Here is a 23,309-nt window from a genome sequence, read left to right as displayed (position 1 = left end):
GGCCGCGCCCGCCCGCCCGGTCAGTCCGACGGCAGCGGCGCGGCGGCCGCGTCCTGCATGCATTGCAGGAAGACGCGCGTGGGCATGTTCATCGCCTCGCTGCGCAGGCGGAAGGCGCACATGGGGCCGCGCAGCAGTTCGCCCGGCATGGCGATGCGGCGCACGAGCCCGCGCCGCTCGAAGTCTTCGGCGTAATGGTTGGCAGTGGCCCACAGCAGGCCCGAGCTGCGCACGAGGTGCAGCGCGAGCGGGGCCGAGTCGGCCTGGATGTCGGTCGGGTGCGGGCCGCCCGGGCGCCGGTGCACCGACAGCATGCGGTCCAGCTTGGGCCGCAGCGGCGTGCGGTGCGGCGGCAGCACCCAGCGCTCGTTGGCGGCCTCGGCCCAGGTCGGCGCACGCTTGAGCGCCAGCCGGTGCCGCGGCGCCGCCACGATGCTGCTGAACTCCTCGTACAGCGGCGTGACCTCGACGCGGTTGAGGTCGACCGTCCACTCCGTGTGCGCGAGCATGAGGTCGATGCGCCCGTCCTGCAGCGCGCCGTGCAGGTCCTCGATTTCCAGCGTCTGCACCATCGGGCGCACGTGGGGCAGCATCTGCGAGGCCTGCAGCAGCGCGGCCGCGAGCCGCTGCGCCGAGAACACCGGCAGCACGCCCAGGCGCAGCTCGCCGCTCACGCCCACGCGCAGGTCGCGCAGCGACTCCTCGGCCAGCATGAGCTCGCCCAGCACGCGGTCGGCATGCCGGACCATGCTCAGCCCCGCCGCCGTGGGCGCGATGCGCTTGGTGGTGCGCTCGAACAGGCGCACCTGCAGCGTGGCCTCGAGCTGGGCCAGCGTGCGCGACAGCGCGGGCTGGGTGGTGTTGAGCAGCTCGGCCGACTTGCTCAGGCTGAGCGTGCGGCCCAGCTGGCTGAGCAGCCGCAGCTGGCGCAGCGTGAGGTTTCGTTCCAGGAAGGAGGCCATGGCCATTTATATCGGCAACGGTATGAGTACGCTCGGATTTCTCATTTGTCGCCCTCCCCCGGCCTGCCCAGAATCCGCCCACCGCCCTGGCACCCCGGAGACCCGCGATGACCGAACCGACGAAGCGATTCCTTTGCGCCGCCCTCATGGCCGCCGCCCTGCTGGCCGGCCTGCTGCCCGCCGGCGCCGCGGCCCAGGCGTACCCGTCCAGGCCCGTGCGCCTGATCGTGCCGTGGGCGCCCGGCACGCCGGCGGACGTGGCGGGCCGCGTGGTGGCCGAGCGCATGGCGGGCGGGCTGGGCCAGACCGTGTTCGTCGAGAACCGGCCGGGCGCGGCCGGCACCGTGGGCCTGGGCGAGGTGCTGCGCCAGCCGGCCGACGGCTACACGGTCTACATGCTGTCGTCGGCCTCGCTGGTGGCGCCGCTGCTGTTCCCCGCCCAGTCGCTCGACCTGCTCAAGAGCCTGGAGCCGGTCGGCATGACGGCCTGGAGCTACAACGTGCTGGTGGCGCCCGCCGCCTCGGCGCTGGGCTCGCCGCGCGAGCTGGAGGCCGCGGCCAAGGCCCGGCCGGGCACGCTGAGCTTCGGCTCCGGCGGCAACGGCACGCCGGCGCACCTGGCGGGCGCGCTGTTCGCCCAGCAGACCGGCAGCCAGCTCACGCACGTGCCGTACAACCAGTTCCCGATGGCGGTGGGCGACCTGCTGGCCGGGCGCCTGGACACCATGTTCCTGACCGCGTCGGCGGCGCTGCCGCAGATCCAGGCCGGCAAGCTGCGCGCCCTGGCGGTGACCGGCGCGCAACGCCTGCCGGCCCTGCCCGCCGTGCCCACGATGATCGAGCAGGGCTACGCGGGCTTCGAACTGCGCTCCTTCGACGGCATGACGGTGCGCAGCGGCACGCCGCGCGAGATCGTCGAGCGGCTCGGCGACGCGCTCGCCAAGGCGCTGGCCGCCCCCGAGGTGCGCGAGCGCCTGGCCACGCTGGCGCTCGAGCCGGAGCCGATGACGCCGGCGCGCTTTCGCACCGTGCTGGCGGCCGAGTCGGACAAGTGGCTGCGCCTGGGCCGCGGCGCCGGCATCAAGGCCGACTGAGCGCGCACGATGCAGGCAGACATCGTGATCGTCGGGGGCGGTTCGGCGGGCTGCGTGCTGGCCGCCCGCCTGAGCGAAGACCCCGCGCTGCAGGTGGTGCTGGTCGAGGCGGGGCGGCCCTCGCGCAACCCGTGGCTGCGCATTCCCATCGGCTACTTCAAGACGGTGGGCCACCCCCGGCACGACTGGCGCTTCGAGACCGACCCCGAGCCCGACATGGCGCAGCGCCGCCTGCCCTGGCCGCGCGGGCGGGGGCCGGGCGGCTCCAGCCTCATCAACGGCATGCTGTACCTGCGCGGCCACCGCGCCGACTACGACCAGTGGGCCGCGCTGGGCAACCCGGGCTGGGACTGGGACAGCGTGCGCCCCTACTTCGACCGGTCGCAGCCCGCGGCCGATGGGCCGCTGTGGGTGTCCGCGCTGCCGCGCGATGCGCTGTCCGATGCCTTCATCGCCGCGGCGGCGCACGCCGGCATCGCGCCCACGGCCGACTTCAACGGCGGCGACAACAGCGGCGCCGGCTACTTCCGGATGACGACGCGCCACGGCCGGCGCATGGACACCGGGCGGGCCTTCCTGGCGCCGGCGCTGGGCCGGCCCAACCTGCGCGTGCTGTCGGGCGCGCAGGCGACCCGCGTGTGCTTCGAGGGGCGGCGCGCCGTCGGCGTGGACTGTGTGCGCGACGGCAAGGTCGAACGCGTCTCGGCGCGGCACGAGGTGATCCTGAGCGCCGGCGCCATCCAGTCGCCGCAGCTGCTGCAGCTCTCGGGCGTGGGGCCGGCCGGGCTGCTGGGCCGCCTGGGCCTGCCGGTGGTGGCGCCGCTCGAGGGCGTGGGGCGCAACCTGCAGGACCACCTGCAGGTGCGGCCCAGCTACCGCTGCCAGGGCATCGAAACGCTCAACGACATCGCCCACAGCCGCTGGCGCAGCGCGCGCGAGTTCATGCGCTACCTGCTGACGCGCGGCGGCGCGCTGAACGGCGGCGTCTACCGCGCCGGGGCCTTCTTTGCCGCGGGCGACGAGGCCGCGGGGTGGCCCGATGCGCAGATCCACTTCGGGCTGGTGAGCTTCGAACGGCCGCACCAGCCGCCGCACCCGTTCCCGGGCGTGACGCTGTCGGCCTGCCTGCTACGCCCGCACAGCCGCGGCGAGATCATGCTGCGCTCGGCCGATCCGCTGGCGCCGCCGTCGATCCAGCCGCGCTACCTGTCGCACGAAGCCGACCGGGCGCTGGCCGTGCGGCTGGTGCGCAAGATGCGCGAGATCGCCGCCGCGCCGCCGCTGGCGCGCTACCTGGCGCAGGAGCACGAGCCCGGGCCCGCGCTGGCCAGCGACGCGCAGCTGCTGGACTGGGTGCGCCGCCGCGGCGGCAGCATCTTCCATCCGGTGGGCACCTGCGCCATGGGCCCCGCCGACGATGCCAACGCGGTGGTGGATGCCCGCCTGCGGGTCCACGGGCTGCAGGGGCTGCGCGTGGTGGACGGCTCGGTGATGCCGCGGCTGGTGTCGGGCAACACGAACGCGCCGATCATCATGATCGCCGAGCGCGCCGCCGACCTCGTCAGGCACGACCTGCGCGCCTGAGCGCCCACGGGACGGCGCGCGCCAAGCCGCTTGGGCGATGAGGTTAATGCTATTTATCTAGTAGCACCGCGAAGCATCCACACGCCGGTGTCGGCGGGCGAGAGCGCCTAGAATCGGCCGGTGTCTTCTACTCTCAATGCCGATCTTCACTGCCACTCCGTGGTCTCCGACGGCACATTGACGCCCGAAGCGCTGGCCGCCCGCGCCGCCGCCAACGGGGTCGAGCTCTGGGCCCTCACCGACCACGACGAAGTCGGCGGCCAGCACCGCGCCGCCGCGGCCGCGCGCGAAAACGGCATGCGCTACCTCACCGGCACCGAGATCTCGGTGACCTTCGCGAACGAAACCGTGCACATCGTCGGCCTGGGCTTCGACCCCGACGACGCCGCCATGTCGCAGGGCCTGTACGACACGCGCGGCGGGCGCGGCAAGCGCGCGCAGGAAATGTCCGAGGGGCTGGCCAAGGTCGGCATCCACGGCGCCTACGAAGGCGCGCTCAAGTTCGTCGGCAACCCCGAACTGATTTCGCGCACGCACTTCGCGCGCTTCCTGGTCGAGCAGGGCCACTGCCGCGACACCCCCGAGGTGTTCCGCAAGTTCCTCACCGAAGGCAAGCCCGGCTACGTGCCGCACCGCTGGGCCTCGCTGAAGGACGCCGTGCACTGGATCACCGCCGCCAAGGGCATGGCCGTGATCGCGCACCCGGGCCGCTACAAGTTCACGGCCAACGAGGAGTACGCGCTGTTCCTCGAATTCAAGGCGCACGGCGGCCAGGCGATCGAGGTCGTCACGGGCAGCCACACGCCGGCCGAGTTCGTCGAGTACGCCGACAAGGCGCTCGAGTTCGATTTCGCCGCCTCGCGCGGCAGCGATTTCCACAGCCCCGACGAGAGCCACTGCGATCTCGGCAAGCTGCCACCGTTGCCCGGCAGCCTCACGCCGGTGTGGGAACTGCTCGGCCACCGCATCCAGCAGTGAGCCAGAGCCCCGGGCCCGGCATCGACAGCGCGGCCACCGCCGCGCTCGCCCAGGCACGCGCCGCAGCGCAAACCCGCCGCCGCACCGAATCCGAACGCATCCTGGCAGGCATCGGGCTGGTCATCCTGGCGGTGGCCTGCTTCGCCACGCTCGACACCGCCACCAAGTATTCGACGCTCGCCGTGCCGATCCTCATGGGCGTGTGGTTCCGCTATGCCTTCCAGGCCGTGGCCACCACGCTGGTGCTCTTGCCGCTGCGCGGCACGGCCCTGCTGCGCACGCAGCACCCGCGCTACCAGGCGCTGCGCGGGGCGCTGCTGCTGGGCTCGAGCCTCTTTGCCTTTTTGAGCCTGCGCTACATGCCGCTGGCCGAGTTCACGTCGATCGTGCTGATCGCGCCGCTGGTGATCACGCTGCTGGCCGCCACCACGCTCAAGGAGCAGGTGTCGCCGCTGCGCTGGGCGCTGGTGGCCGGCGGCTTCATCGGCACGCTGGTCATCCTGCGCCCGGGCGGCGGCAGCTTCAGCTGGGCCGTGCTGCTGCCGCTGGGGCTGGTGCTGACCAACGCCTGGTTCCAGGTGCTCACGAGCAAGCTCGCGCAGACCGAGAACCCGCTGACCATGCACTTCTACACAGGCTGGGTCGGCACGCTGCTGGCCTCGGTGGCCGTGCCCTTCGCCTGGACCTCCCTGCCCTCGTGGGAATGGTGGGCGCTGCTGTGCCTCATGGGCTTCATGGGCACGGTGGGCCACTTCATGCTGATCCTGGCCTACCAGCGCGCGCCGGCCTCCACCCTCACCCCGTACCTGTACGCGCAGATCGCCTTCGCGATGCTGGGCGGCTGGCTCATCTTTTCCCACGTGCCCGACCGCTTTTCGCTGATCGGCATGGCGATGATCGCCGTGTGCGGCGCCGCCGGCGCGTGGCTCACCGTGCGCGAGCGGCGCGTGCCGATTGAACCGGCGGAATCCTGATCAGGAGCAATTCACCATGGCCCAGTACTTCGAAGTCCACCCCGAGAACCCCCAGCAGCGCCTGCTGAAGCAGGCCGTGGCGCTGCTCGCGCGCGGCGAGGTCGTGGCGGTGCCCACCGACTCCAGCTACGCGCTGGCCTGCCACCTGGACGACAAGGACGCGGTCGACCAGTTGCGCCGCATCCGCCAGGTCGACGACAAGCACCACCTCACGCTGCTGTGCCGCGACCTGAGCGAGCTGGCCAACTACGCGCGTGTCGACAACAAGCAGTACCGCCTGCTCAAGGCCGCCACGCCCGGCCCCTACACCTTCCTGCTCGAAGCCACCAAGGAAGTGCCGCGCCGCGTGAGCCATCCGCAGCGCAAGACCATCGGCCTGCGCGTGCCCGACCACAAGGTGCTGCTGGAGCTGCTGGAACTGCACGGCGCGCCGCTCCTGGCCACCACCCTCATCGCCCCCGGCGAGACCGAGGCACTGAACGACGCGCAGGAAATCCGCGAGCGCTTCGAGAAGCAGATCGGCGCCGTCATCGACGCCGGCGCCTGCCCGTCGCAGCCGACCACCGTGGTCGACCTCACGCCCATGGGCGCGGGCGACGACCCGGTCGTGGTGCGCCAGGGCCGCGGTGCGCTCGCGGTGCTTGGCCTCTGACGAACGGCTCGGCCGCCCCATTCCTCTCTGACACAATCGCGCAGTGGATATTTCCAATCTGATACAGACGGTTCTGATTTACGCACTGCCGGTGATCTTCGCGATCACCGTGCACGAAGCGGCGCATGGCTACGTGGCGCGCCACTTCGGGGACAACACCGCCGCCATGATGGGCCGCGTGACGCTCAACCCCATGAAGCACATCGACCCCATCGGGACCATCCTGATGCCGCTGATGCTGTACTTCGCGACCTCGGGCGCCTTCCTGTTCGGCTATGCCAAGCCGGTGCCGGTCAACTTCAACCGCCTGCGCCATCCCAAGCGCGACATGGTGTGGGTCGCACTCGCGGGCCCGGCCTCCAACTTCATCCAGGCCATCCTGTGGGCCGTGCTGCTGATCGTGATCGTCGCGGCCGGCGTCAGTGAAACCTTTTTCATCAAGATGTGCCAGGGCGGCGTGCTGGTCAACCTCGTGATGTGGGCCTTCAACCTGTTCCCGCTGCCCCCGCTCGACGGCGGCCGCGTGCTGGCCGGCCTGCTGCCCAGCGGCCCGGCGCAGAATTTCCTGGCGCGCATCGAGCCCTACGGTTTCTTCATCGTGATGGCGCTGGTGCTTGCCGGCATCGTCAGCAACTACTGGCTGCGCCCGCTGATGGATGCCGGCTACTTCGTGGTCAACCTGCTCATCACGCCGCTCAAGGCAATGCTGCTCTAAGTTTTCTCTTTCGTCCCATGGCTTCGTCTTCTCCAGCTCCCCTGCGCGTCCTGACCGGCATCACGCCGTCGGGCACGCCTCACCTCGGCAACTACGTCGGCTCCATCCGCCACTCGGTGCGCCAGAGCGTCGCGGCCGGCGTCGAGAGCTACTTCTTCCTGGCCGACTACCACGCACTCATCAAGGTGCAGGAGCCCGCGCTCATCCAGCGCTCCACGCTCGAAATTGCGGCCAGCTGGCTGGCCTGCGGCCTCGACCCCGAACGCGTCACTTTCTATCGCCAGTCGGACATCGCCGAGATCACCGAGCTCACCTGGTTCCTGACCTGCGTCACCGGCAAGGGCGTGCTCAACCGCGCGCATGCCTACAAGGCCCAGCTCGACAAGAACATCGCCAAGGGCGAGGAGCCCGATGCCGACGTCACGGCCGGCCTGTTCATGTACCCCGTGCTGATGGGCGCCGACATCCTGATGTTCAACGCCCACAAGGTGCCCGTGGGCCGCGACCAGGTGCAGCACATCGAGATGGCGCGCGACATGGCGCAGCGCTTCAACCACCAGTACGGCGAGCACTTCACGCTGCCCGACGCCGAGATCGACGATGCGGTCGCCACCTTGCCCGGCCTCGACGGCCGCAAGATGAGCAAGAGCTACAACAACACGATCCCGCTGTTCGCGCCGCGCGCGCAGCTGCAAAAGCAGATCGCCAGCATCGTCACCGACTCGCGCGCGCCCGGCGAGCCCAAGGACACCGAGGGCTCGGCCCTGTTCCAGATCTACCAGGCCTTTGCCAGCGCCGAGGAAACCGAGGCCCTGCGCAAGGCGTACGCCGACGGCATCGCCTGGGGCGACGCCAAGCAGGTGCTGTTCGAGCGCATCGACCGCGAGGTGGCGCCGCTGCGCGCGCGCTACGAGGCGCTCATGAACGACCCGGCCGAGATCGAGCGCATCCTGCTGCTGGGCGCCGAGAAGGCGCGCAAGCTGTCGCGCCCCTTCATGACCTCGCTGCGCCATGCGGTCGGCCTGCGCAACCTCGCGGCGGGCCGCGACGGCGCCGGTGCCAAGGCCGCCAAGGTGGCAAAGCCCAGCTTCAAGCAATACCGCGAGAAGGCCGACGGCCTGTTCTATTTCAAGCTGCTCGATGCGCGCGGCGAAACCCTTTTGCAAAGCCGTGGATTCGCGTCGCCGCAGGAAGCCGGCCGTACCATCGCCGACTTGCAGGCGCAACGCGGCGCGGCGCTCACGGCACTGGCCGCGCAGCTCGAACCGGTCGACGCGCAACAGGCTCGCGCCGCCACCGAGGCGCTGGAGGCACTGGCGGAGGCAACGTCCACCACCCAGGGACATTGATCCGGCAACAACCCGCGGGCCATCCGCCGGCGGGTGTGACAAGAGAGAAGACGGTGCGATCACAAAGGAAGAAAACATGAGCATTTATGTCATCGACGACCACCCCCTGATGCGCGACGCGATCGTGATGGTCCTGCGTCGCCTGCGCCCCGCCGAGAACATCGTCGAGCTCGAGCGGCTCGACAAGCTCGCCAGTTCGGTCCAGCAGCGTGGCGCGCCCACTCTCTTCTGCCTGGACCTGAAGCTGCCGGACACCAATGGCGTCTCGGGCGTGATCGCGGTCAAGCAGGTCTATCCGAACGTGCCGATCGCCGTGTACTCGGCAGCCCCGGCCGCCGACATGGAAGACGCCTGCATCGAGGCCGGCGCCGACACCTACATCGAGAAGTCGGCCAGCTCCAACGAGCTGGCAGCCGCCCTGCGCGGACTGCTGATGGCCGGGTCGGAAGACGACACCGAGGAGATGCCGGCCGCCAACAGCGGCAAGCTCTCCAAGCGCCAGACCCAGCTGATCGCCATGCTCGACAAGGGCATGAGCAACCGCGACATCGCCACCGACCTGGAGATCAGCGAACACACGGTGAAGGTGCACCTGTGGCGCCTGTTCCGCCGTCTGGGCGTGAAGAGCCGTACGCAGGCCTTGCACTATGCACGCACGAATGGGCTGCTCTCGGGCTGAGCCTGAACCAGAGCTGGCTTGATCAGGAACCGCGCCTCGTGCGCGGTTTTTTCATGGAGGCGCCCCTGCAGGCGCCTCCATGCATCCGCTCAGGAGGGCTTTCGCCGGTACACGAGCTGATGCACGACCTCGACGGTGTAGATCCCTTGCGTATTCGGAACCACTTGATAGACCGCCGCATTGAGGTCGAGCTCGATGTCCTCGGAAAACTCCGTGTCGAAGGTCTTTGAATAGACGGGGACCTTGACGTACGGACTGTCCCGATCGGTGATCAACGTGACCTCGATACGAACCGAGGTCTGCCCTGTCACCTCCCACCCGAGAGGCGCGTTGGCCGGCACCACCGTTCCGGCAATGCGGTATCGCGCCTTGGGCCGCTGGATGGCAACGCGCGGATCATCCGGCCAATAGATCATCCGGGCCCCTTCCAGGCTGTAGCGGAAGGAGAACCCGTTGCTCTTGCCGATCGGGGTCCGCGCCAATGCCCCGGGATTTGCCGTCACTTCATAGGCCGCACTGACCGGTGTGGCCGGCGTGTCAGCCGGCAGGGTTCCGGGGGTCGCGACGACGGTCTCGCCCATTCGGCGGACCAGGAAGTCCAGACTTCCTGCCGAACCGGAACCCATCGAACGCCCCTCGAGTTCGAGCGGGGAATTGATCGCAAAGCAATCCCGCGCATCGAGTGCTGTCGGCCAGAAATCCTTGAAGTGCGTGTCGGGCCGATAGCCGCCGCAGCTCGCATCGGGGATGTACCTGTTTCCGTTGTCCGGCGTGGCAAGCGTCTCGATCAACGCGAACTTGAGATGCGGCCCCGTCGCCGCCGGCGCGGTGGGCGTGACCGTCAGGTAGGCCGCCTCGCTGTCCTTCACCCCGTCGTTCACCACCAGGCGAACGACGAACTCGCCGGGAACGTCCGGGAGGAAAGAAGGGGTTGCACTGTCGGCGCTCGTGAGCACCGCCTTGCTGGTCAAGGGCTTGGACTGCAGCACCCACACGTAGCGCAGCGAACGCCCTTGTGCCGCCTGGCTCGTGCGGCCGTCGAGCTTGAGGACCAGCCCCAGGGTCGTATCGACGGGTTTTGCCACGCGGGCCTGCGGCGGTTCATCCCCGACGGGTGCCGGTGTCTCCGGCTCCGAGGGGCCGGAAGGCCCGCCCGTGCTGGTGCCCGAATTTGGCGAAGGCAGGCCGAAGACAGGCCCTCCGCCACCGCATGCGGTCAGCAATGCGAGCGCCGCAACGCCCAACGCATGTTTGAACTGAATAGCCATATCCGCTCGATCCTCCCTTGTGTATTGACAGGGAAGATAGCAGAGCCGGCGACGCATTCGCGCGCTCGCCGCGGCTTCGCGGCACCTGTGTGATCGAGCGCCGCTCAGCCGCCCGACGCACTCACCCGCGCCTGCGCCACCGCCTCGTCGGCGTCGTGCAGCGCCACGCGGAACACGCTGCCGCTGCCCAGGCGCGAGCGCACGCTGACCGGGTGGCCCAGCACGTGCGACAGCCGCGCGACGATGGCCAGGCCGAGGCCGAAGCCGTCGGAGGTGCCGGCATGGTCGGCGACCTTGTAGAACTCCAGGAACACGTCGCGCAGGTGCTCGGGTGCGATGCCGATGCCGGTGTCCCACACCTCCACGCGCATGCCCTCGCGGGTCTGGCGCGCGGCCAGCAGCACGCCGCCTTCGGTCGTGTACTTGATGGCGTTGGCGAGCAGGTTGCCGATCATGCGGCGCACGCGGATCGGGTCGGTGAGGAACGAGCCCTCGGTCACGTGCACCCGGAAGTCCAGCCCCCGGCTCTCGGCCACGGGACGGTACTGCAGCTCCAGGTCGTGCAGCAGCTCGGCCACGTCGACGCGCTCGATGTGCAGCCGCACCTGGCCCGCGTCGATGCGCGCCAGGTCGAACATGGAGTCGAACAGCGCGTTCACCGCATGGGTGGCGCGCACGATCTTCGGGGCCAGTTCGAGCACCAGCTCGGGCTCGTTGCGCAGCCAGTCGGCGTACAGCGACAGCGCCAGCACCGGCTGGCGCATGTCGTGCGCGGCGCTGGCCAGGAAACGGTTCTTCATGGCCACGGCCGACACCGCCGCCTGCCGCTGCTGCGTGAGCGACTTGATCAGGATGTGGTTGTGGAACAGCAGCTCCAGGCTGTTGCGCGCGGTCTCATGGATGTTGCGGCCGGCGCGCAGCAGCAGGAACCAGTGCAGCGCCGGCAGCAGCGGCATGAGGTAGCCGTACTGGAAATGCGGGTGCTGCATGGTGACGGCCACGAGGCGCACCAGCACCGCGCCCAGCATGGTGATGAACAGCGTGTTGACGTAGCGCTTGAGCAGCGGCGGGTGCAGCGCCAGCCCGTTGAGCGGGAAGGTGCCCACGCCGGCCACGATGAGCCAGCTCATGAACTGGTTGACCTGCGGCGTGCGCTCGAAGAACAGCAGCACCGAGCAGCCCCAGACCACCGCGCTGGTGCTCCACACGAAGCCGTAGCGGTCGGTGAACTGCTGCTGCGCGACCGCGCTGCGCCCGGCATAGCGCACGGCGTACACGCGTGCGCCCCAGGCCCGGCAGGCGGTGGCGATGATGCCGGCGGCCAGCCAGGTCAGCAGCTCCCAGCGGGGCACGTGGCCCCAGCTCAGGCCGACCATGGCGGGCATGAGCGCCGCCGAGACGAGGTAGGAGCCGCGCGCCGAGCGCATCAGGCTGCGGATGAGTTCCCCGCGCACCCACGACTCGGCCTCGTCGGCCGACGCCGGAGCGGGTGTCACGCTTGCGATCGACGCATTCGCCATGGATGCATGACCGTGGTGGATTCGGCCAAACCAGAGAAAGATGGAGACAGGCGCCTGCGCAGGCGCCGGAAGTTCGCGATCTTAACGGCCTGTCGGCCATGGTTTCGGGAAGTAACCGCAGAAAATCCGCCCGCCCCGCGCAGCGGTCCGCCGCGACGCCCCGTTTACCATGCGGGCTGCCGACACACACCGCACGCCATGCTGAACAACATCACCCCTTTCCTCGTCCACTGGGCCATCACCGGCATCTCGCTGTGGGTCGCCAGCCATCTCTTCAAGGGACTCAAGTTCGACAGCACCTCGGCGCTGATCGTGTCGGCGCTGCTGCTCGGCCTGGCCAACGCCATCGTCAAGCCGCTGCTGATCTTCCTGACACTGCCGCTGACGCTGCTGACCTTCGGCCTGTTCCTGCTGGTCATCAACGCGCTGATGATCCTGCTGGTGGCGGCGCTGGTGAAGGGCTTCAAGGTGTCGGGCTTCTGGACCGCGCTGTTCGCGAGCATCTTCGTCTCGCTGCTGAGCATCGTCATCGGCTCGTTCGTGACGGGCGGCGACCCGGCCGAGCAGATCCAGATGCCGCAGGGCGGCAACTGGCTCTGAGCGAGCCCCCGCCGGCGGAGACGGTGATGATCCCGTTCCACATCGAGCAGCGCGAAAGCTCCTGAGGCGGTTGCGCGCGAAATGCCGCGCGCCCTTCGGAATCAGTGGGACGACCGGTGTGGCTTCGCGGGAAACCCGTGCGCACGCGATGTCCAGGCAATCAGAAGGCCGGGAAGCAGCAGCGCCAGCAGTGCCCATGGAAAAGCGCCGACGCCCGATGTCTCCAGCAACACGCCACCGACGATGCCGCCGCCCGCAATGGCGATGTTCCACACCGTGACGAGGATGGATTGCGCCACGTCCGCGCCGGGGCCGGCTGCTTCGGCCGACGCGGTCTGCAGCAAGGCCCCGGAGCCGCCGAAGGTCAGCCCCCACGCGGCCACCGCGACATAGACCACCACCGGCTGCGTGCCGGCGACGCCCAGGGCCAGCGACGCCAGCGCAAAGCCCGCGAGGGCGAGCAGCACCAGCGAGCGCAGCATGCGGTCGATGAGCAGCCCGCTGATCCAGATGCCCGCCAGCGACGCCACGCCGAAGACCAGCAGCACCGCATCGACCCGATCGGACAGGCCCGCCGGCGCCAGGAACGGCATCACGTAGGTGTAGAGAATGCTGTGCGCCAGCACCCACAGCGCAAGCACGGCCAGCACCGGTCGCACGCCGGGCGTGACGAAGATTCGGCGCACCGGCGCGCGCTTTTCGGCCGGCTGCCCCGGATAGTCGGGCACCTGCAGGAAGACCCAGGCCATCACCGCCAGCGTGAGCAGCGACATGCCACCGAACGCGGTGCGCCAGCCCAGCGTGGCGCCCATCAACGTCCCCAGCGGGACGCCCAGCGACAACGCCAGCGGTGCGCCCAGCCCTGCCACTGCCAGCGCGCGCCCCTTGAGGTGCTCGGGCACCATGCGCCGCGCGTAGCCCGCCAGCATTCCCCAGATCAAGCCGCCCGCCATGCCGGCCATGAAACGCGCAACCAGCGCGACGGCATAGCTCGACGTCAGCGCCGTGAGCGTGTTGAAGGCCAGCACGGCGACCAGCGCCGCGATCAGCAACGACCGGCGCCGCCAGCCCAGCGTCGCCGCCGTCAGCGGGATGGCCGCAACCAGCGAGCCGATGGCATAGAGGGTCACGAACTGGCCCGCGAGCGCTTCCGACACGCCCAGGTCCTGGCTGATGCGCAAGAGCATGCCGGCCGGCATCGTTTCCGTCAGCAGTGCCAGGAAGCCGGTCATCGACAGGGCCAGCAAGGCGGCCACGGGCAGTCGTTCAGTGCGCTCGCCCCCGGTGGCGGTTGTGGTGGTCATTCAGTTGTTTTCCATCGTCTGTGCCCGCGTTGGCCGGGCGGCCCGCGTTGGCGTTCACCCCAGTGTGGGCGGGAATGCATCAATGAAAAATGGGCTAAAGTTTCAAATACATATGACTCTCCAGTCATCAATCAAAGTCGCTCCATGGAAAACCTGGGTTCGCTGAACGTCTTCGTTCGCGCCGGCGAAACGCGCAGCTTCACGGCCGCGGGGCAGCAGTTGGGCATCTCGGCCTCGGCCGTCAGCAAGGCCATCGTGCGGCTCGAAGAACGGCTGGGCGTGCGGCTGTTCCATCGCTCCACGCGCACCGTCCACCTGACGCCGGAAGGCGCGCTGTTCCTGGAGCGCTGCCGGCGCATCCTTTGCGAGGTGGAATCGGCCGAAGCGGAACTGCTGCAGACACAGAGCGCACCCCGCGGCAAGCTGCGCATCAGCCTGCCGTCGGTGGGCACCCTGTTCATGCCCAAGCTGGCGGCGTTCAAGCGGCTCTACCCCGACATCGAACTGGACATCGACTACGCCGACCGGCTGGTGGACGTCATCGAGGAAGGCTTCGACGCGGTCATCCGCACCGGCGAGCCCAGCGATTCACGGTTGATGGCGCGCCGCATCGGCTCCTGCCGCAAGGTGATCGTCGGCGCGCCGGCCTACTTTCGCCGGGCCGGCGTGCCGCGCGAACCGCAAGACCTGGCAAGCCACGCCTGCCTGCTCTACCGCTTTCCCAGCACCGGCAAGCTGGACGTGTGGCCGCTGGGCCTTGCGGCCGGCGCGCCCGCCATCGACCTGCCGGCCAGCATGGTGACCAACACGCTCGATCCGCAGGTCTGCTTTGCCGAGCAGGGGCTGGGCATTGCCTGCGTGCCGGAGATCGCCGTGCGCCAGCAATTGGAACAGGGCCGCCTGGTCACGGTGCTGGACGACCACAACCGCGAGCACATGATCTTCCACGTGCTGTGGCCGTCGAGCCGGCAGCTGTCGCCCAGGATCCGTGTGTTCGTGGACTTCATCGCGCAGCACCTGTTTCCGCTTTCGGATGCGCTGGAGCAGCCGATTCGCGCAGGTCAGCGCTGCGCGCCCGCCATGTAGTCCACGGTCAGCTGCGTCAGCGTGCGCACGCCCACCAGCAGGCTGGCCTCGTCGACGAAGAAGCGCGGCGAGTGGTTGGGCTCGGCCTTGTTCGCGTCGCGGCCGGGCGGCGTGGCGCCGATCATCACGAACAGGCCGGGCGCCTTCTGCGCGAAGAACGAGAAGTCTTCCCCGCCGGTGCCCTTCGGGATCACGATCGGCGTGGCGCCGGGCACGCGCTGCAGGCTGGGCACCATCTTCGCGGTCAGGGCCGGGTCGTTCACGGTGGGGGCGTAGCCGTCGGCCTCGACGCGGACCTCGGCCGTGCCGCCGCCGCTTTGCGCGATGTGCGAGGCGGTCTCGCCCATGCGCTTGATGATGAACTGGCGCATCTCGTCGTCGTAGGTGCGCAGCGTGCCGCTCATCTCCACCGAATCCGGAATGATGTTGTAGCGCGTGCCCGCATTGAAGGTGCCCACGCTCAACACGGATGGCTCCTTGGTCACATTGACCTGGCGGCTCGCGATGGTCTGGAAGCCCAGCACGATCTGCGAGCCCAGCACGATCGGGTCGACCCCGCTCCAGGGTTGCGAGCCGTGCGTCTGGCGGCCCTTCACGCTGACCTTGAAGGTGTCCGAGCTCGCGGTGATGGGGCCGCTCTTGTAGCCGATCTGCCCGGTGTTCAGGGCCGAGACCAGGTGCAGGCCGAACACCGCGTCGGGCTTGGGCGCGTCGAAGGCGCCTTCGGCCAGCATGCGGCGCGCGCCGCCGATCTCGGCATTGGGCAGCTTCTCTTCGGCCGGCTGGAAGATCAGCTTCACGGTGCCGGGCAGCTGCGCCTTCATCGAGGCCAGCACCTCGGCCACGCCCATGAGGATCGCCACGTGGCCGTCGTGCCCGCAGGCGTGCATCACGTCGACCGTGGCAAAGCCCCACTGGGCACGCGCCTTGGAAGCGAAGGGCACGTCGACCTGTTCCTTCACGGGCAGCGCGTCCATGTCGGCGCGCAGCGCCACCACCGGGCCGGGCTTGCCGCCGCGCAGCGTGGCGACCACGCCGGTCACGGCCACGCCCTCGCGCACCTCGTAGCCCAGCGCCTTCAGGTGGGCCGCGACCAGCGCGGCGGTGCGCTTTTCCTGGTTGCCCAGCTCGGGGTGCTGGTGGATGTCGCGGCGCCAGTCGATCACCTTCTGCTCGATGGCCTTGGAACGCTCGGCGATCAGCGGGTACAGCGGCACGGCGGCGGCCGGCGCAGACGATGTGGCAGCAGGTGCCTCCTGCGCCGAGACGCACAGGGACGAGACGGCAAGGACGATGGGCAGGCACAGGCGCGCGGTCGGACGGAATCGGTGGGACATGGTGATGTGTTGTCAGAAAAGCAAGGAAGGGAAGGACCCGCCGGGCGGGAGCCCTTCGTCCGCACGGCCCCGTCGGGCCGGCAGCCGATGCGCCCTTGTCTGCCGCCCGACCCCGTGAGCGTAGGAAGGCCACCGATTGGCGTCCAATCGCTTTTGCATCGACTGATAATGATTGCCTATCGATGGCCGCCGACACGCCCACCCCCTCCTCCGTGCTGCACGAGCGGCTGCTCGCGCGCCTGCGCCTGCGCCACCTGAAGCTCATCGACGCGCTGGCCGCGCACTCGCACCTGCGCCGCGCGGCCGAGGCGATCCACATCAGCCAGCCGGCGGCCACGCAGATGCTGCAGGAGGTCGAGGGCCTGCTCGACACGCCGCTGTTCGAGCGCCACGCGCGCGGCATGCGCATCACCGAGGCCGGGCGCCTGCTGGCGCTGCACGCGCGCATGGTGATCGACGCCATGCAGGTGGCCAGCGACGGCCTCGCGGCGCTGGCCGCGCAGGAGACGCGCGCGCTGCGCATCGGCGCCATCGAGGCGGCCATCGCCAGCGTGCTGCAGCCCGCGCTGAACCTGCTGCATGCGAAGCACCCCAAGCTGCGCCTGTTCATCGAGGAAGGCAACATCGAGCGGCTCACGATCGGCCTGCGCGCGGGCGCCTTCGACGCCGTGCTGCTGCGCCAGCCGGCGCGCGTGCCCGATGCCCACCGCTTCGTGCCGCTGCGCAGCGACGAGGTGGTGGTCATCGCCGGCATCGGCCACCCGGCCGTGCAGCGCAAGCGCCTGCGGCTGCGCGACCTCGCCGAGTCGCGCTGGGTGCTGCCGCCCGCGCACTTCGCGGTGCGCCAGGTGATGGAGGCCGCCTGGGCCGCCGAGCGGATCGTGCCGCGCCCGCATGCCATCCAGGTGCTCACGCCGCAGCTGGTGCGCGCCCTGCTCTCGCAGCCCGACGTGGTGGTGCCGGTGCCGCGCACCGTGCTCGACCAGCTCGACCGCACGGCCGTGGCCGAGCTGCCGCTGCGCATGAACGCGCCCATCGCGCCGCTGGGCATCCTCTACCGCACCGACAACGAGGTCGGGCCGCTGCAGCTGCTGGTCGATTTCCTGGTCGCGCAGGCGAAGAAGAAGCCATAGAGAGCGCTTCAGGCGGGTTTTTCATGCGGGCAATGCCCCGCTTCACACCCGCTTAACTGTGGGGCCGCACACTCGACGCCACCCGCCAGTCCCCTCGGGACATGGCACGGTTTCCGCTCTGTAAAGTTCGCCGCCCTCGCGCCGCGGCATTGAACTCGACGGCGCGAGCCCGCTCCATCTTTGGCTTTCGTTACTTCTGCCTGTCCATGCCCGTCCACTTTGCCTCCCGCTCCGCCCCGCTCCTCACGGCCCTGTGCATCGCCGCCGCCCTCGCGGGGTGCTCGCGCACCAATGTGGAGGCCCCCGGCGCGGCCAAGGCGGCCAACGCTCCGGCAAAGGAAGTCGGCATCGTCACGCTCAAGTCCGAGGTGCTGGCCCTGAGCACCGAGCTGCCCGGGCGCACCGCGGCCCCGGTGATCGCCGAGATCCGCCCGCAGGTCGGCGGCATCCTCAAGGAGCGGCTCTTCACCGAAGGCTCGCAGGTCAAGGCCGGTCAGGTGCTCTACCAGCTCGACCCGGCCTCGCTGCAGGCGGCCCATGCCAGCGCGCAGGCCAGCGTGCGCAAGGCCGAATCGGCCCTGGCCACGGCCCGCACGGTCGCCAAGCGCAATGCCGAGCTGGTGAAGATCGACGCCATCAGCCGCCAGGTGTTCGACGAAACGCAAGCCGCCGAGCAGCAGGCCGAGGCCGACCTCGGCGTGGCCCGCGCCGCCGAGCAGACCGCGCGCATCCAGCTGGGCTACACGCGCATCACCTCGCCGATCACCGGCTGGGCCGAGCTGTCCACGGTCACGCCGGGCGCGCTGGTCACAGCCAACCAGGCGGCGGCCATGACCACCGTGCAGCAGCTCGACCCGATCCACGTGCACGTCACGCAATCGAGCAGCGAGCTGCTGCGCCTGAAGCGCGAGCTGGCCAGCGGCCGGCTGCAGCGCGCCAGCGACGCCGAGGCGCGCATCCAGCTGCTGCTGGAGGACGGCAGCCCCTACCCGCATGCGGGGCGCCTCACCTTCAGCGGCGTGACGGTCGATGCCGGCACCGGCAGCGTCACGCTGCGCGCCGTGGTGCCCAACCCCGACAAGCTGCTGATGCCCGGCATGTACGTGCGCGCCGTGCTGCAGGAAGGCGTGAACGACGCCGCGCTGCTGGTGCCGCAGCAGGCCGTCACGCGCGCGCCCGACGGCAGCGCCTCCACGCTGGTGATCGACGCTGAGGACAAGGTCCAGAAGCGGCCCATCCGCATCGGCCGCGCCGTCGGCACGCGCTGGCAAGTCATCGACGGCCTGGCCGCAGGCGACCGCGTGCTCATGGAAGGCTCGCAGCGCGTGAAGGTGGGCGACAAGGTGCGCACGGTCGACCTCGGCGCCAGGCCGGCGGGTGCCGCCGTGGCAAGCGCCACGCCCGACGCTGCTTCCACCACCCTCGCACGCTGAGGCCGCCCCATGGCCCAGTTCTTCATCGACCGCCCCATCTTCGCGTGGGTGCTCTCCATCGTCGTCATGCTCGCCGGCCTGATGGCCATCCGCACGCTGCCGCTGGAGCAGTACCCCGACATCGCGCCGCCGCGCGTGTCCATCAACGCCACCTACACCGGCGCCTCGGCCAAGACGGTCGAAGACTCCGTCACCCAGGTCATCGAGCAGCAGATGAAGGGGCTGGACAACCTGCTGTACATGCAGTCGACCAGCAACTCGTCGGGCGTGGCGCGCCTGTCGCTCACCTTCAACGCGGGCACCAACATCGACGTGGCCCAGATGCAGGTGCAGAACAAGCTGCAGCAGGCCATGTCGCGCCTGCCGCAGCAGGTGCAAAGCCGCGGCGTCACCGTCACCAAGGGCGGCAACGACTTCCTGCTGATCGTCTCGATGTTCTCCGGCGACGGCAGTGCCTCGGCGGTGGACGTGGGCGACTACATCAGCAGCAACCTGGTCGACGTCATCAGCCGCGTCGACGGCGTGGGCGAGGTGCAGACGCTGGGCACCGGCTACGCCATGCGCCTGTGGCTGGACCCCGACAAGCTGCGCAAGTACGCGCTCATGCCCTCCGACGTGGGCAGCGCCATCACCGCGCAGAATGCGCAGGTCTCGGCCGGCCAGCTCGGCGCGCTGCCGGCCGGTGCGCAGCAGCAGCTCAACGCCACCATCACGGCGCGCAGCAAGCTGAAGACGGTCGAGGAGTTCGAGAACGTGGTGCTGCGCGCCACGCCCGACGGCGCCGTGGTGCGCCTGCGCGACGTGGCGCGTGTCGAGCTGGGCGCCGAGAACCTCACGGTGCGCTCGGTGCTCGGCGGACGTCCGGGCGCCGGCATGGGCATCGTGCTGGCCGACGGCGCCAACGCAGTGCAGGTGGCCGAGGCCGTGAAGGCCAAGGTGGCCGAGCTGCAGCCGCTCTTTCCGAACCAGATGCAGACCTTCGTGAGCTACGACACCACGCCCTTCGTGAGCGCGTCGATCGACGAGGTGGTGAAGGCGCTGGCCGAGGCCATGGTGCTGGTCGTGCTGGTGATGTACATCTTTCTGCAGAACTTCCGCGCCACGCTGATCCCGGCCATTGCCGTGCCGGTGGTGCTGCTGGGCACCTTCGGCGTGCTCTCCGTGGCGGGCTACTCGATCAACACGCTCACCATGTTCGGCATGGTGCTGGCCATCGGCCTGCTGGTGGACGACGCCATCGTGGTGGTGGAGAACGTCGAACGCGTGATGCACGAAGAGGGCCTGTCGCCCAAGGAGGCCACGCGCAAGTCGATGGCCGAGATCACGCCCGCGCTGGTGGGCATCGCGCTGGTGCTGTCGGCCGTGTTCATCCCGATGGCCTTCTTCGGCGGCTCGACCGGCGTGATCTACCGCCAGTTCTCGATCACCATCGTCTCGGCCATGGCGCTGTCGGTGTTCGTGGCGCTCACGCTCACACCGGCGCTGTGCGCCACGCTGCTCAAGCCCGTGGCCAAGGGCGGCCACGCGGCCCCGCGCAAGGGCGTGCTGGGTGCGGTCGACCGCTTCTTCGCGGGCTTCAACCGCCGCTTCGACCAGGGCGCCGACCGCTACCAGGGCATCGTCGGCGGCATCGTGCGGCGCGGCAAGCGCAGCCTCGTGGTGTACCTGCTGATCGCAGCCGTGATGGCGCTGCTGTTCATGCGCCTGCCCACCTCCTTCCTGCCCGATGAAGACCAGGCCTTCCTGCAGGTGCAGGTGACGCTGCCGCCGGGCGCGTCGGATGCGCGGCTGCAGCCGGTGGTCACGCAGATGCAGGACTACTTCACCAAGCAGCCCGAGGTGGTGAGCGTGAACGTGATCACCGGGCAGAACGGCGACCAGAGTTCGGCGCGCGCCTTCGTCAAGCTGAAAGACTGGGCCGAGCGCGAAGGCGCCGGCCAGTCGGCCGCCGAACTCGCGCGGCGCGCCAACAAGGAGCTCTCGACCATCCGCGACGCGCGCATCTTCGTGCTGCTGCCGCCGGCGGTGCGCGGGCTCGGCGCCAACGCGGGCTTCAACTTCCACCTGAAGGACATCAACGGGCTGGGCCACGACGCGCTGGTGAAGGCGCGCGACCAGCTCATCGACCTGCTCTCCAAGCGCCCCGAGGTGGCGAACGTGCGCAGCAACAACCTGGACGACACGCCGCAGTTCGCGGTGGACATCGACGACGCGCGCGCCGGCGCGGCCAGCCTGGCCACGTCCGACATCGACAGCACCTTGTCGAGCGCGATGGGCGGCACCTACATCAACGACTTCCTGGACAACGGCCGCGTCAAGCGCGTGTACATGCAGGGCGACACGGCCTTTCGCATGCTGCCCACCGACATCGACCGCTGGAGCGTGCGCAACAGCCTGGGCCAGATGGTGCCATTCCCGGCGTTCTCCAGCTCGCGCTGGACGTATGGCTCGCCGCAGCTGCAGCGCTACAACGGCAGCCCCAGCTACGAGTTCGTCGGCGATGCCGCACCGGGCGTGAGCTCGGGCGACGCCATGGCCGCGGTCGATGAAGTGATGAAGCAGATGCCCGCCGGCATCGGCTACGAATGGACCGGCGCCTCGTTCCAGGAACGCCTGTCGGGCGCGCAGGCGCCGGTGCTGTATGCCATCTCGATCCTGTTCGTGTTCCTGTGCCTCGCGGCGCTGTACGAGAGCTGGTCGGTGCCGTTCTCGGTGATCCTGGTGGTGCCGCTGGGCATCGTGGGCGCGCTGCTGTTCACCAGCCTGCGCGGCCTGAGCAACGACGTGTACTTCCAGGTCGGCCTGCTCACCACGGTGGGGCTGTCGTCGAAGAACGCGATCCTGATCGTGGAGTTCGCCAAGCAGCTGCAGGAGCAGGGCAAGGGCGTGATCGAGGCGACGCTGGAGGCCGTGCGGCTGCGGCTGCGCCCCATCCTCATGACCTCGCTGGCCTTCGGCTTCGGCGTGCTGCCGCTGGCCATCGGCACGGGTGCAGGCGCGGGCGGCCGCCAATCGATCGGCACCGCGGTGCTGGGCGGCATGGTGGTCGGCACGGCACTGGGCATCTTCTTCGTGCCGCTGTTCTTCGCGATGATCCGCGGCTGGCTGGAAGGCCGCCGCAAGCCGGCCGACACGCCGTCGGATGCCTTGCCCGCAGAGCAGGGAGCCCAGTGATGAAGCGCACCACCCTGCCCCGCCTTCCCCTGCGCGCACTGGCCTGCGCCGCCCTGGCCTCGGCCGTGCTCGCGGGCTGCGTCAACCTCGCGCCCGCGTATGAAACGCCCGCCTCGCCGGTACCGTCGGCCCTGCCCTCGGCCGGCGTCACGACGACCACACCCCTGGACATCGGCTGGCGCGACTTCTTCGTCGACAAGCAGCTGCAGGGCGTGATCGAACTCGCGCTCGCCAACAACCGCGACCTGCGCGTGGCGGCGCTCAACATCGAGCGTGCGCGCGCCCAGTACGGCATCGCGCGGGCCGACCTGTTCCCCACCGTCAACGCCGGCGCGGCCGGCACGCGCTCGCGCACGCCGGGCAGCCTGTCGACCAGCGGCGAATCGCGCATCGCCTCGCAGTACAGCGCCAACCTCGGCATGACGGCCTACGAGCTCGACCTGTTCGGGCGCGTGCGCAACCTCGGCGAATCGGCGCTGCAGGGCTACTTCCAGACCGAAGAGACGCAGCGCAGCACGCAGATCAGCCTCGTGGCTTCCGTCGCCACGGCGTGGCTGCAACTGGCCGCCGACGAACAGCGCCTGCAGCTCGCGCGCGGCACGCTCGAGAGCCAGCGCAAGTCCTTCGAGCTGGTGCAGCGCAGCCATGCGCTCGGCGCGCAGTCGGGCCTGGCGCTGGCGCAGGCGCAGAGCACCGTCGATGCCGCGCGCGCCGACGCCGCGGCCTTCGACAGCCAGGTCGAGCAGGACCGCAACGCGCTCGCGCTGCTGGTCGGCGCCACGCCGCCGCCCGAGCTGCTGCCGAGCGCCGCGACGACCGCCGACGTGGCGCAACTGCTCGTGCCCCCGGCCGGTCTGTCGTCGAACGTGCTGCAGCAGCGGCCCGACGTGCGCGCCGCTGAGCACGCGCTGCGCGCGAGCAACGCCGACATCGGCGCGGCGCGCGCGGCCTTCTTCCCGCGCATCGCGCTCACCGCCTCGGCCGGCACCGCGAGCAGCACGCTCTCGGGCCTGTTCGCGAGCGGCAGCAAGGCCTGGAGCTTCGCGCCGTCGATCAGCGTGCCGATCTTCGATGGCGGCGCCAACCGCGCCAACCTGCAGGTGGCGCAGGCGCAGCAGAAGATCCAGGTCGCGACCTACGAGAAGGCCGTGCAGACCGCCTTCCGCGAAGTGGCCGACGCCCTGGCCGAACGCCGCACGCTGGCCGAGCGCCTCGACGCACAGCGCTCGCTGCGCGCCGCCACCGCGCGCAGCTTCGAACTCTCGCAGTCGCTCTTCAAGAGCGGCGCCGCCAACTACCTCGACGTGCTGGACGCGCAGCGCAGCGACTATGCGGCGCAGCAGACGCTCATCGGCCTGCAGCTCACGGAGCAGACGAACCGGCTGGCGATCTACAAGGCGCTGGGGGGTGGGTGGCGCGAGGCGTCCGGCACGCAGCAGCCTGCGCAAGGCGACTGATACGCCGCCG

At 69.8% G+C, this 23,309-nt stretch carries 19 protein-coding genes; 14 read left to right on the top strand and 5 right to left on the bottom strand.

Annotated features, from left to right (window positions below; translation table 11 throughout):
* Positions 1-20 precede the first annotated feature (20 nt).
* Positions 21-962 (bottom strand): LysR family transcriptional regulator, encoded by a 942-nt coding sequence (locus AC1RGU_RS01660; protein ID WP_492694286.1) that lies wholly within the window; start codon positions 960-962, stop codon positions 21-23.
* 107 nt (positions 963-1,069) lie between these two features.
* Here AC1RGU_RS01660 and AC1RGU_RS01655 point away from each other — a divergent pair, with 107 nt between their 5' ends.
* From AC1RGU_RS01655 to AC1RGU_RS01620, 8 genes are all read left to right on the top strand, one after another.
* Entirely contained in the window at positions 1,070-2,056 is a 987-nt protein-coding gene (locus AC1RGU_RS01655) for a Bug family tripartite tricarboxylate transporter substrate binding protein (protein WP_492694284.1), read from the top strand.
* 9 nt (positions 2,057-2,065) lie between these two features.
* Positions 2,066-3,640 (top strand): GMC family oxidoreductase, encoded by a 1,575-nt coding sequence (locus AC1RGU_RS01650; RefSeq protein WP_492694282.1) that lies wholly within the window; start codon positions 2,066-2,068, stop codon positions 3,638-3,640.
* A 120-nt stretch (positions 3,641-3,760) separates the two neighbouring features.
* A complete protein-coding gene (locus AC1RGU_RS01645; RefSeq protein WP_062482136.1) occupies positions 3,761-4,618 on the top strand; it encodes a 3',5'-nucleoside bisphosphate phosphatase in 858 nt (285 codons plus the stop codon).
* The gene (locus AC1RGU_RS01640; RefSeq protein WP_070061589.1) at positions 4,615-5,592 is read left to right on the top strand and encodes a DMT family transporter; all 978 of its coding nucleotides are present in this window, start codon (positions 4,615-4,617) and stop codon (positions 5,590-5,592) included. The genes AC1RGU_RS01645 and AC1RGU_RS01640 overlap by 4 nt, the downstream gene beginning before the upstream one ends.
* Positions 5,593-5,608: 16 nt before the next feature.
* Entirely contained in the window at positions 5,609-6,244 is a 636-nt protein-coding gene (locus AC1RGU_RS01635) for an L-threonylcarbamoyladenylate synthase (RefSeq protein ID WP_062482128.1), read from the top strand.
* Between the two features lie 43 nt (positions 6,245-6,287).
* A complete protein-coding gene (locus AC1RGU_RS01630) occupies positions 6,288-6,959 on the top strand; it encodes a site-2 protease family protein (RefSeq protein WP_062482125.1) in 672 nt (223 codons plus the stop codon).
* 17 nt (positions 6,960-6,976) lie between these two features.
* Positions 6,977-8,308 (top strand): tryptophan--tRNA ligase, encoded by a 1,332-nt coding sequence (locus tag AC1RGU_RS01625; RefSeq protein WP_095744105.1) that lies wholly within the window; start codon positions 6,977-6,979, stop codon positions 8,306-8,308.
* A gap of 76 nt (positions 8,309-8,384) precedes the next feature.
* On the top strand, positions 8,385-8,987 hold the full coding sequence (locus AC1RGU_RS01620) for a LuxR C-terminal-related transcriptional regulator (protein ID WP_056578680.1): 603 nt from the start codon (positions 8,385-8,387) through the stop codon (positions 8,985-8,987).
* A gap of 89 nt (positions 8,988-9,076) precedes the next feature.
* On the opposite strand, the gene AC1RGU_RS01615 is transcribed toward AC1RGU_RS01620, so the two are convergent.
* Both AC1RGU_RS01615 and shkS read right to left on the bottom strand, forming a co-directional pair.
* A complete protein-coding gene (locus AC1RGU_RS01615; protein ID WP_492694279.1) occupies positions 9,077-10,255 on the bottom strand; it encodes a hypothetical protein in 1,179 nt (392 codons plus the stop codon).
* A gap of 104 nt (positions 10,256-10,359) precedes the next feature.
* On the bottom strand, positions 10,360-11,775 hold the full coding sequence (gene shkS, locus AC1RGU_RS01610) for a surface-behavior sensor histidine kinase ShkS (RefSeq protein ID WP_070061585.1): 1,416 nt from the start codon (positions 11,773-11,775) through the stop codon (positions 10,360-10,362).
* Between the two features lie 198 nt (positions 11,776-11,973).
* Here shkS and AC1RGU_RS01605 point away from each other — a divergent pair, with 198 nt between their 5' ends.
* Positions 11,974-12,375, top strand: coding sequence for a phage holin family protein (locus AC1RGU_RS01605; RefSeq protein ID WP_062482043.1), 402 nt, complete (start codon positions 11,974-11,976; stop codon positions 12,373-12,375).
* Between the two features lie 101 nt (positions 12,376-12,476).
* Here AC1RGU_RS01605 and AC1RGU_RS01600 read toward each other — a convergent pair whose 3' ends face one another.
* Positions 12,477-13,679: an MFS transporter gene (locus AC1RGU_RS01600; RefSeq protein ID WP_492694277.1), complete on the bottom strand. Its 1,203-nt coding sequence runs from the start codon at positions 13,677-13,679 to the stop codon at positions 12,477-12,479.
* Between the two features lie 144 nt (positions 13,680-13,823).
* Here AC1RGU_RS01600 and AC1RGU_RS01595 point away from each other — a divergent pair, with 144 nt between their 5' ends.
* Positions 13,824-14,765, top strand: a complete 942-nt coding sequence (locus AC1RGU_RS01595) for a LysR family transcriptional regulator (protein ID WP_492694275.1) — start codon at positions 13,824-13,826, stop codon at positions 14,763-14,765.
* Here the strand turns inward: AC1RGU_RS01595 and AC1RGU_RS01590 are convergent.
* Positions 14,741-16,102, bottom strand: a complete 1,362-nt coding sequence (locus AC1RGU_RS01590) for an amidohydrolase (protein ID WP_492694273.1) — start codon at positions 16,100-16,102, stop codon at positions 14,741-14,743. The genes AC1RGU_RS01595 and AC1RGU_RS01590 overlap by 25 nt on opposite strands.
* 182 nt (positions 16,103-16,284) lie before the next feature.
* Between AC1RGU_RS01590 and AC1RGU_RS01585 the strand changes: the two genes are divergently transcribed.
* From AC1RGU_RS01585 to AC1RGU_RS01570, 4 genes are all read left to right on the top strand, one after another.
* Positions 16,285-17,235: a LysR substrate-binding domain-containing protein gene (locus AC1RGU_RS01585; protein ID WP_492694271.1), complete on the top strand. Its 951-nt coding sequence runs from the start codon at positions 16,285-16,287 to the stop codon at positions 17,233-17,235.
* A gap of 206 nt (positions 17,236-17,441) precedes the next feature.
* Positions 17,442-18,668, top strand: a complete 1,227-nt coding sequence (locus AC1RGU_RS01580) for an efflux RND transporter periplasmic adaptor subunit (protein WP_492694269.1) — start codon at positions 17,442-17,444, stop codon at positions 18,666-18,668.
* Positions 18,669-18,677: 9 nt separating this feature from the next.
* Positions 18,678-21,842 (top strand): efflux RND transporter permease subunit, encoded by a 3,165-nt coding sequence (locus tag AC1RGU_RS01575; RefSeq protein ID WP_492694268.1) that lies wholly within the window; start codon positions 18,678-18,680, stop codon positions 21,840-21,842.
* Entirely contained in the window at positions 21,842-23,299 is a 1,458-nt protein-coding gene (locus AC1RGU_RS01570) for an efflux transporter outer membrane subunit (RefSeq protein ID WP_492694266.1), read from the top strand. The genes AC1RGU_RS01575 and AC1RGU_RS01570 overlap by 1 nt, the downstream gene beginning before the upstream one ends.
* Positions 23,300-23,309 lie beyond the last annotated feature (10 nt).

This window comes from Variovorax sp. GW823-FHT02B07 (assembly GCF_058797695.1).
This window is presented reverse-complemented; position numbering and strand designations above follow the sequence as displayed.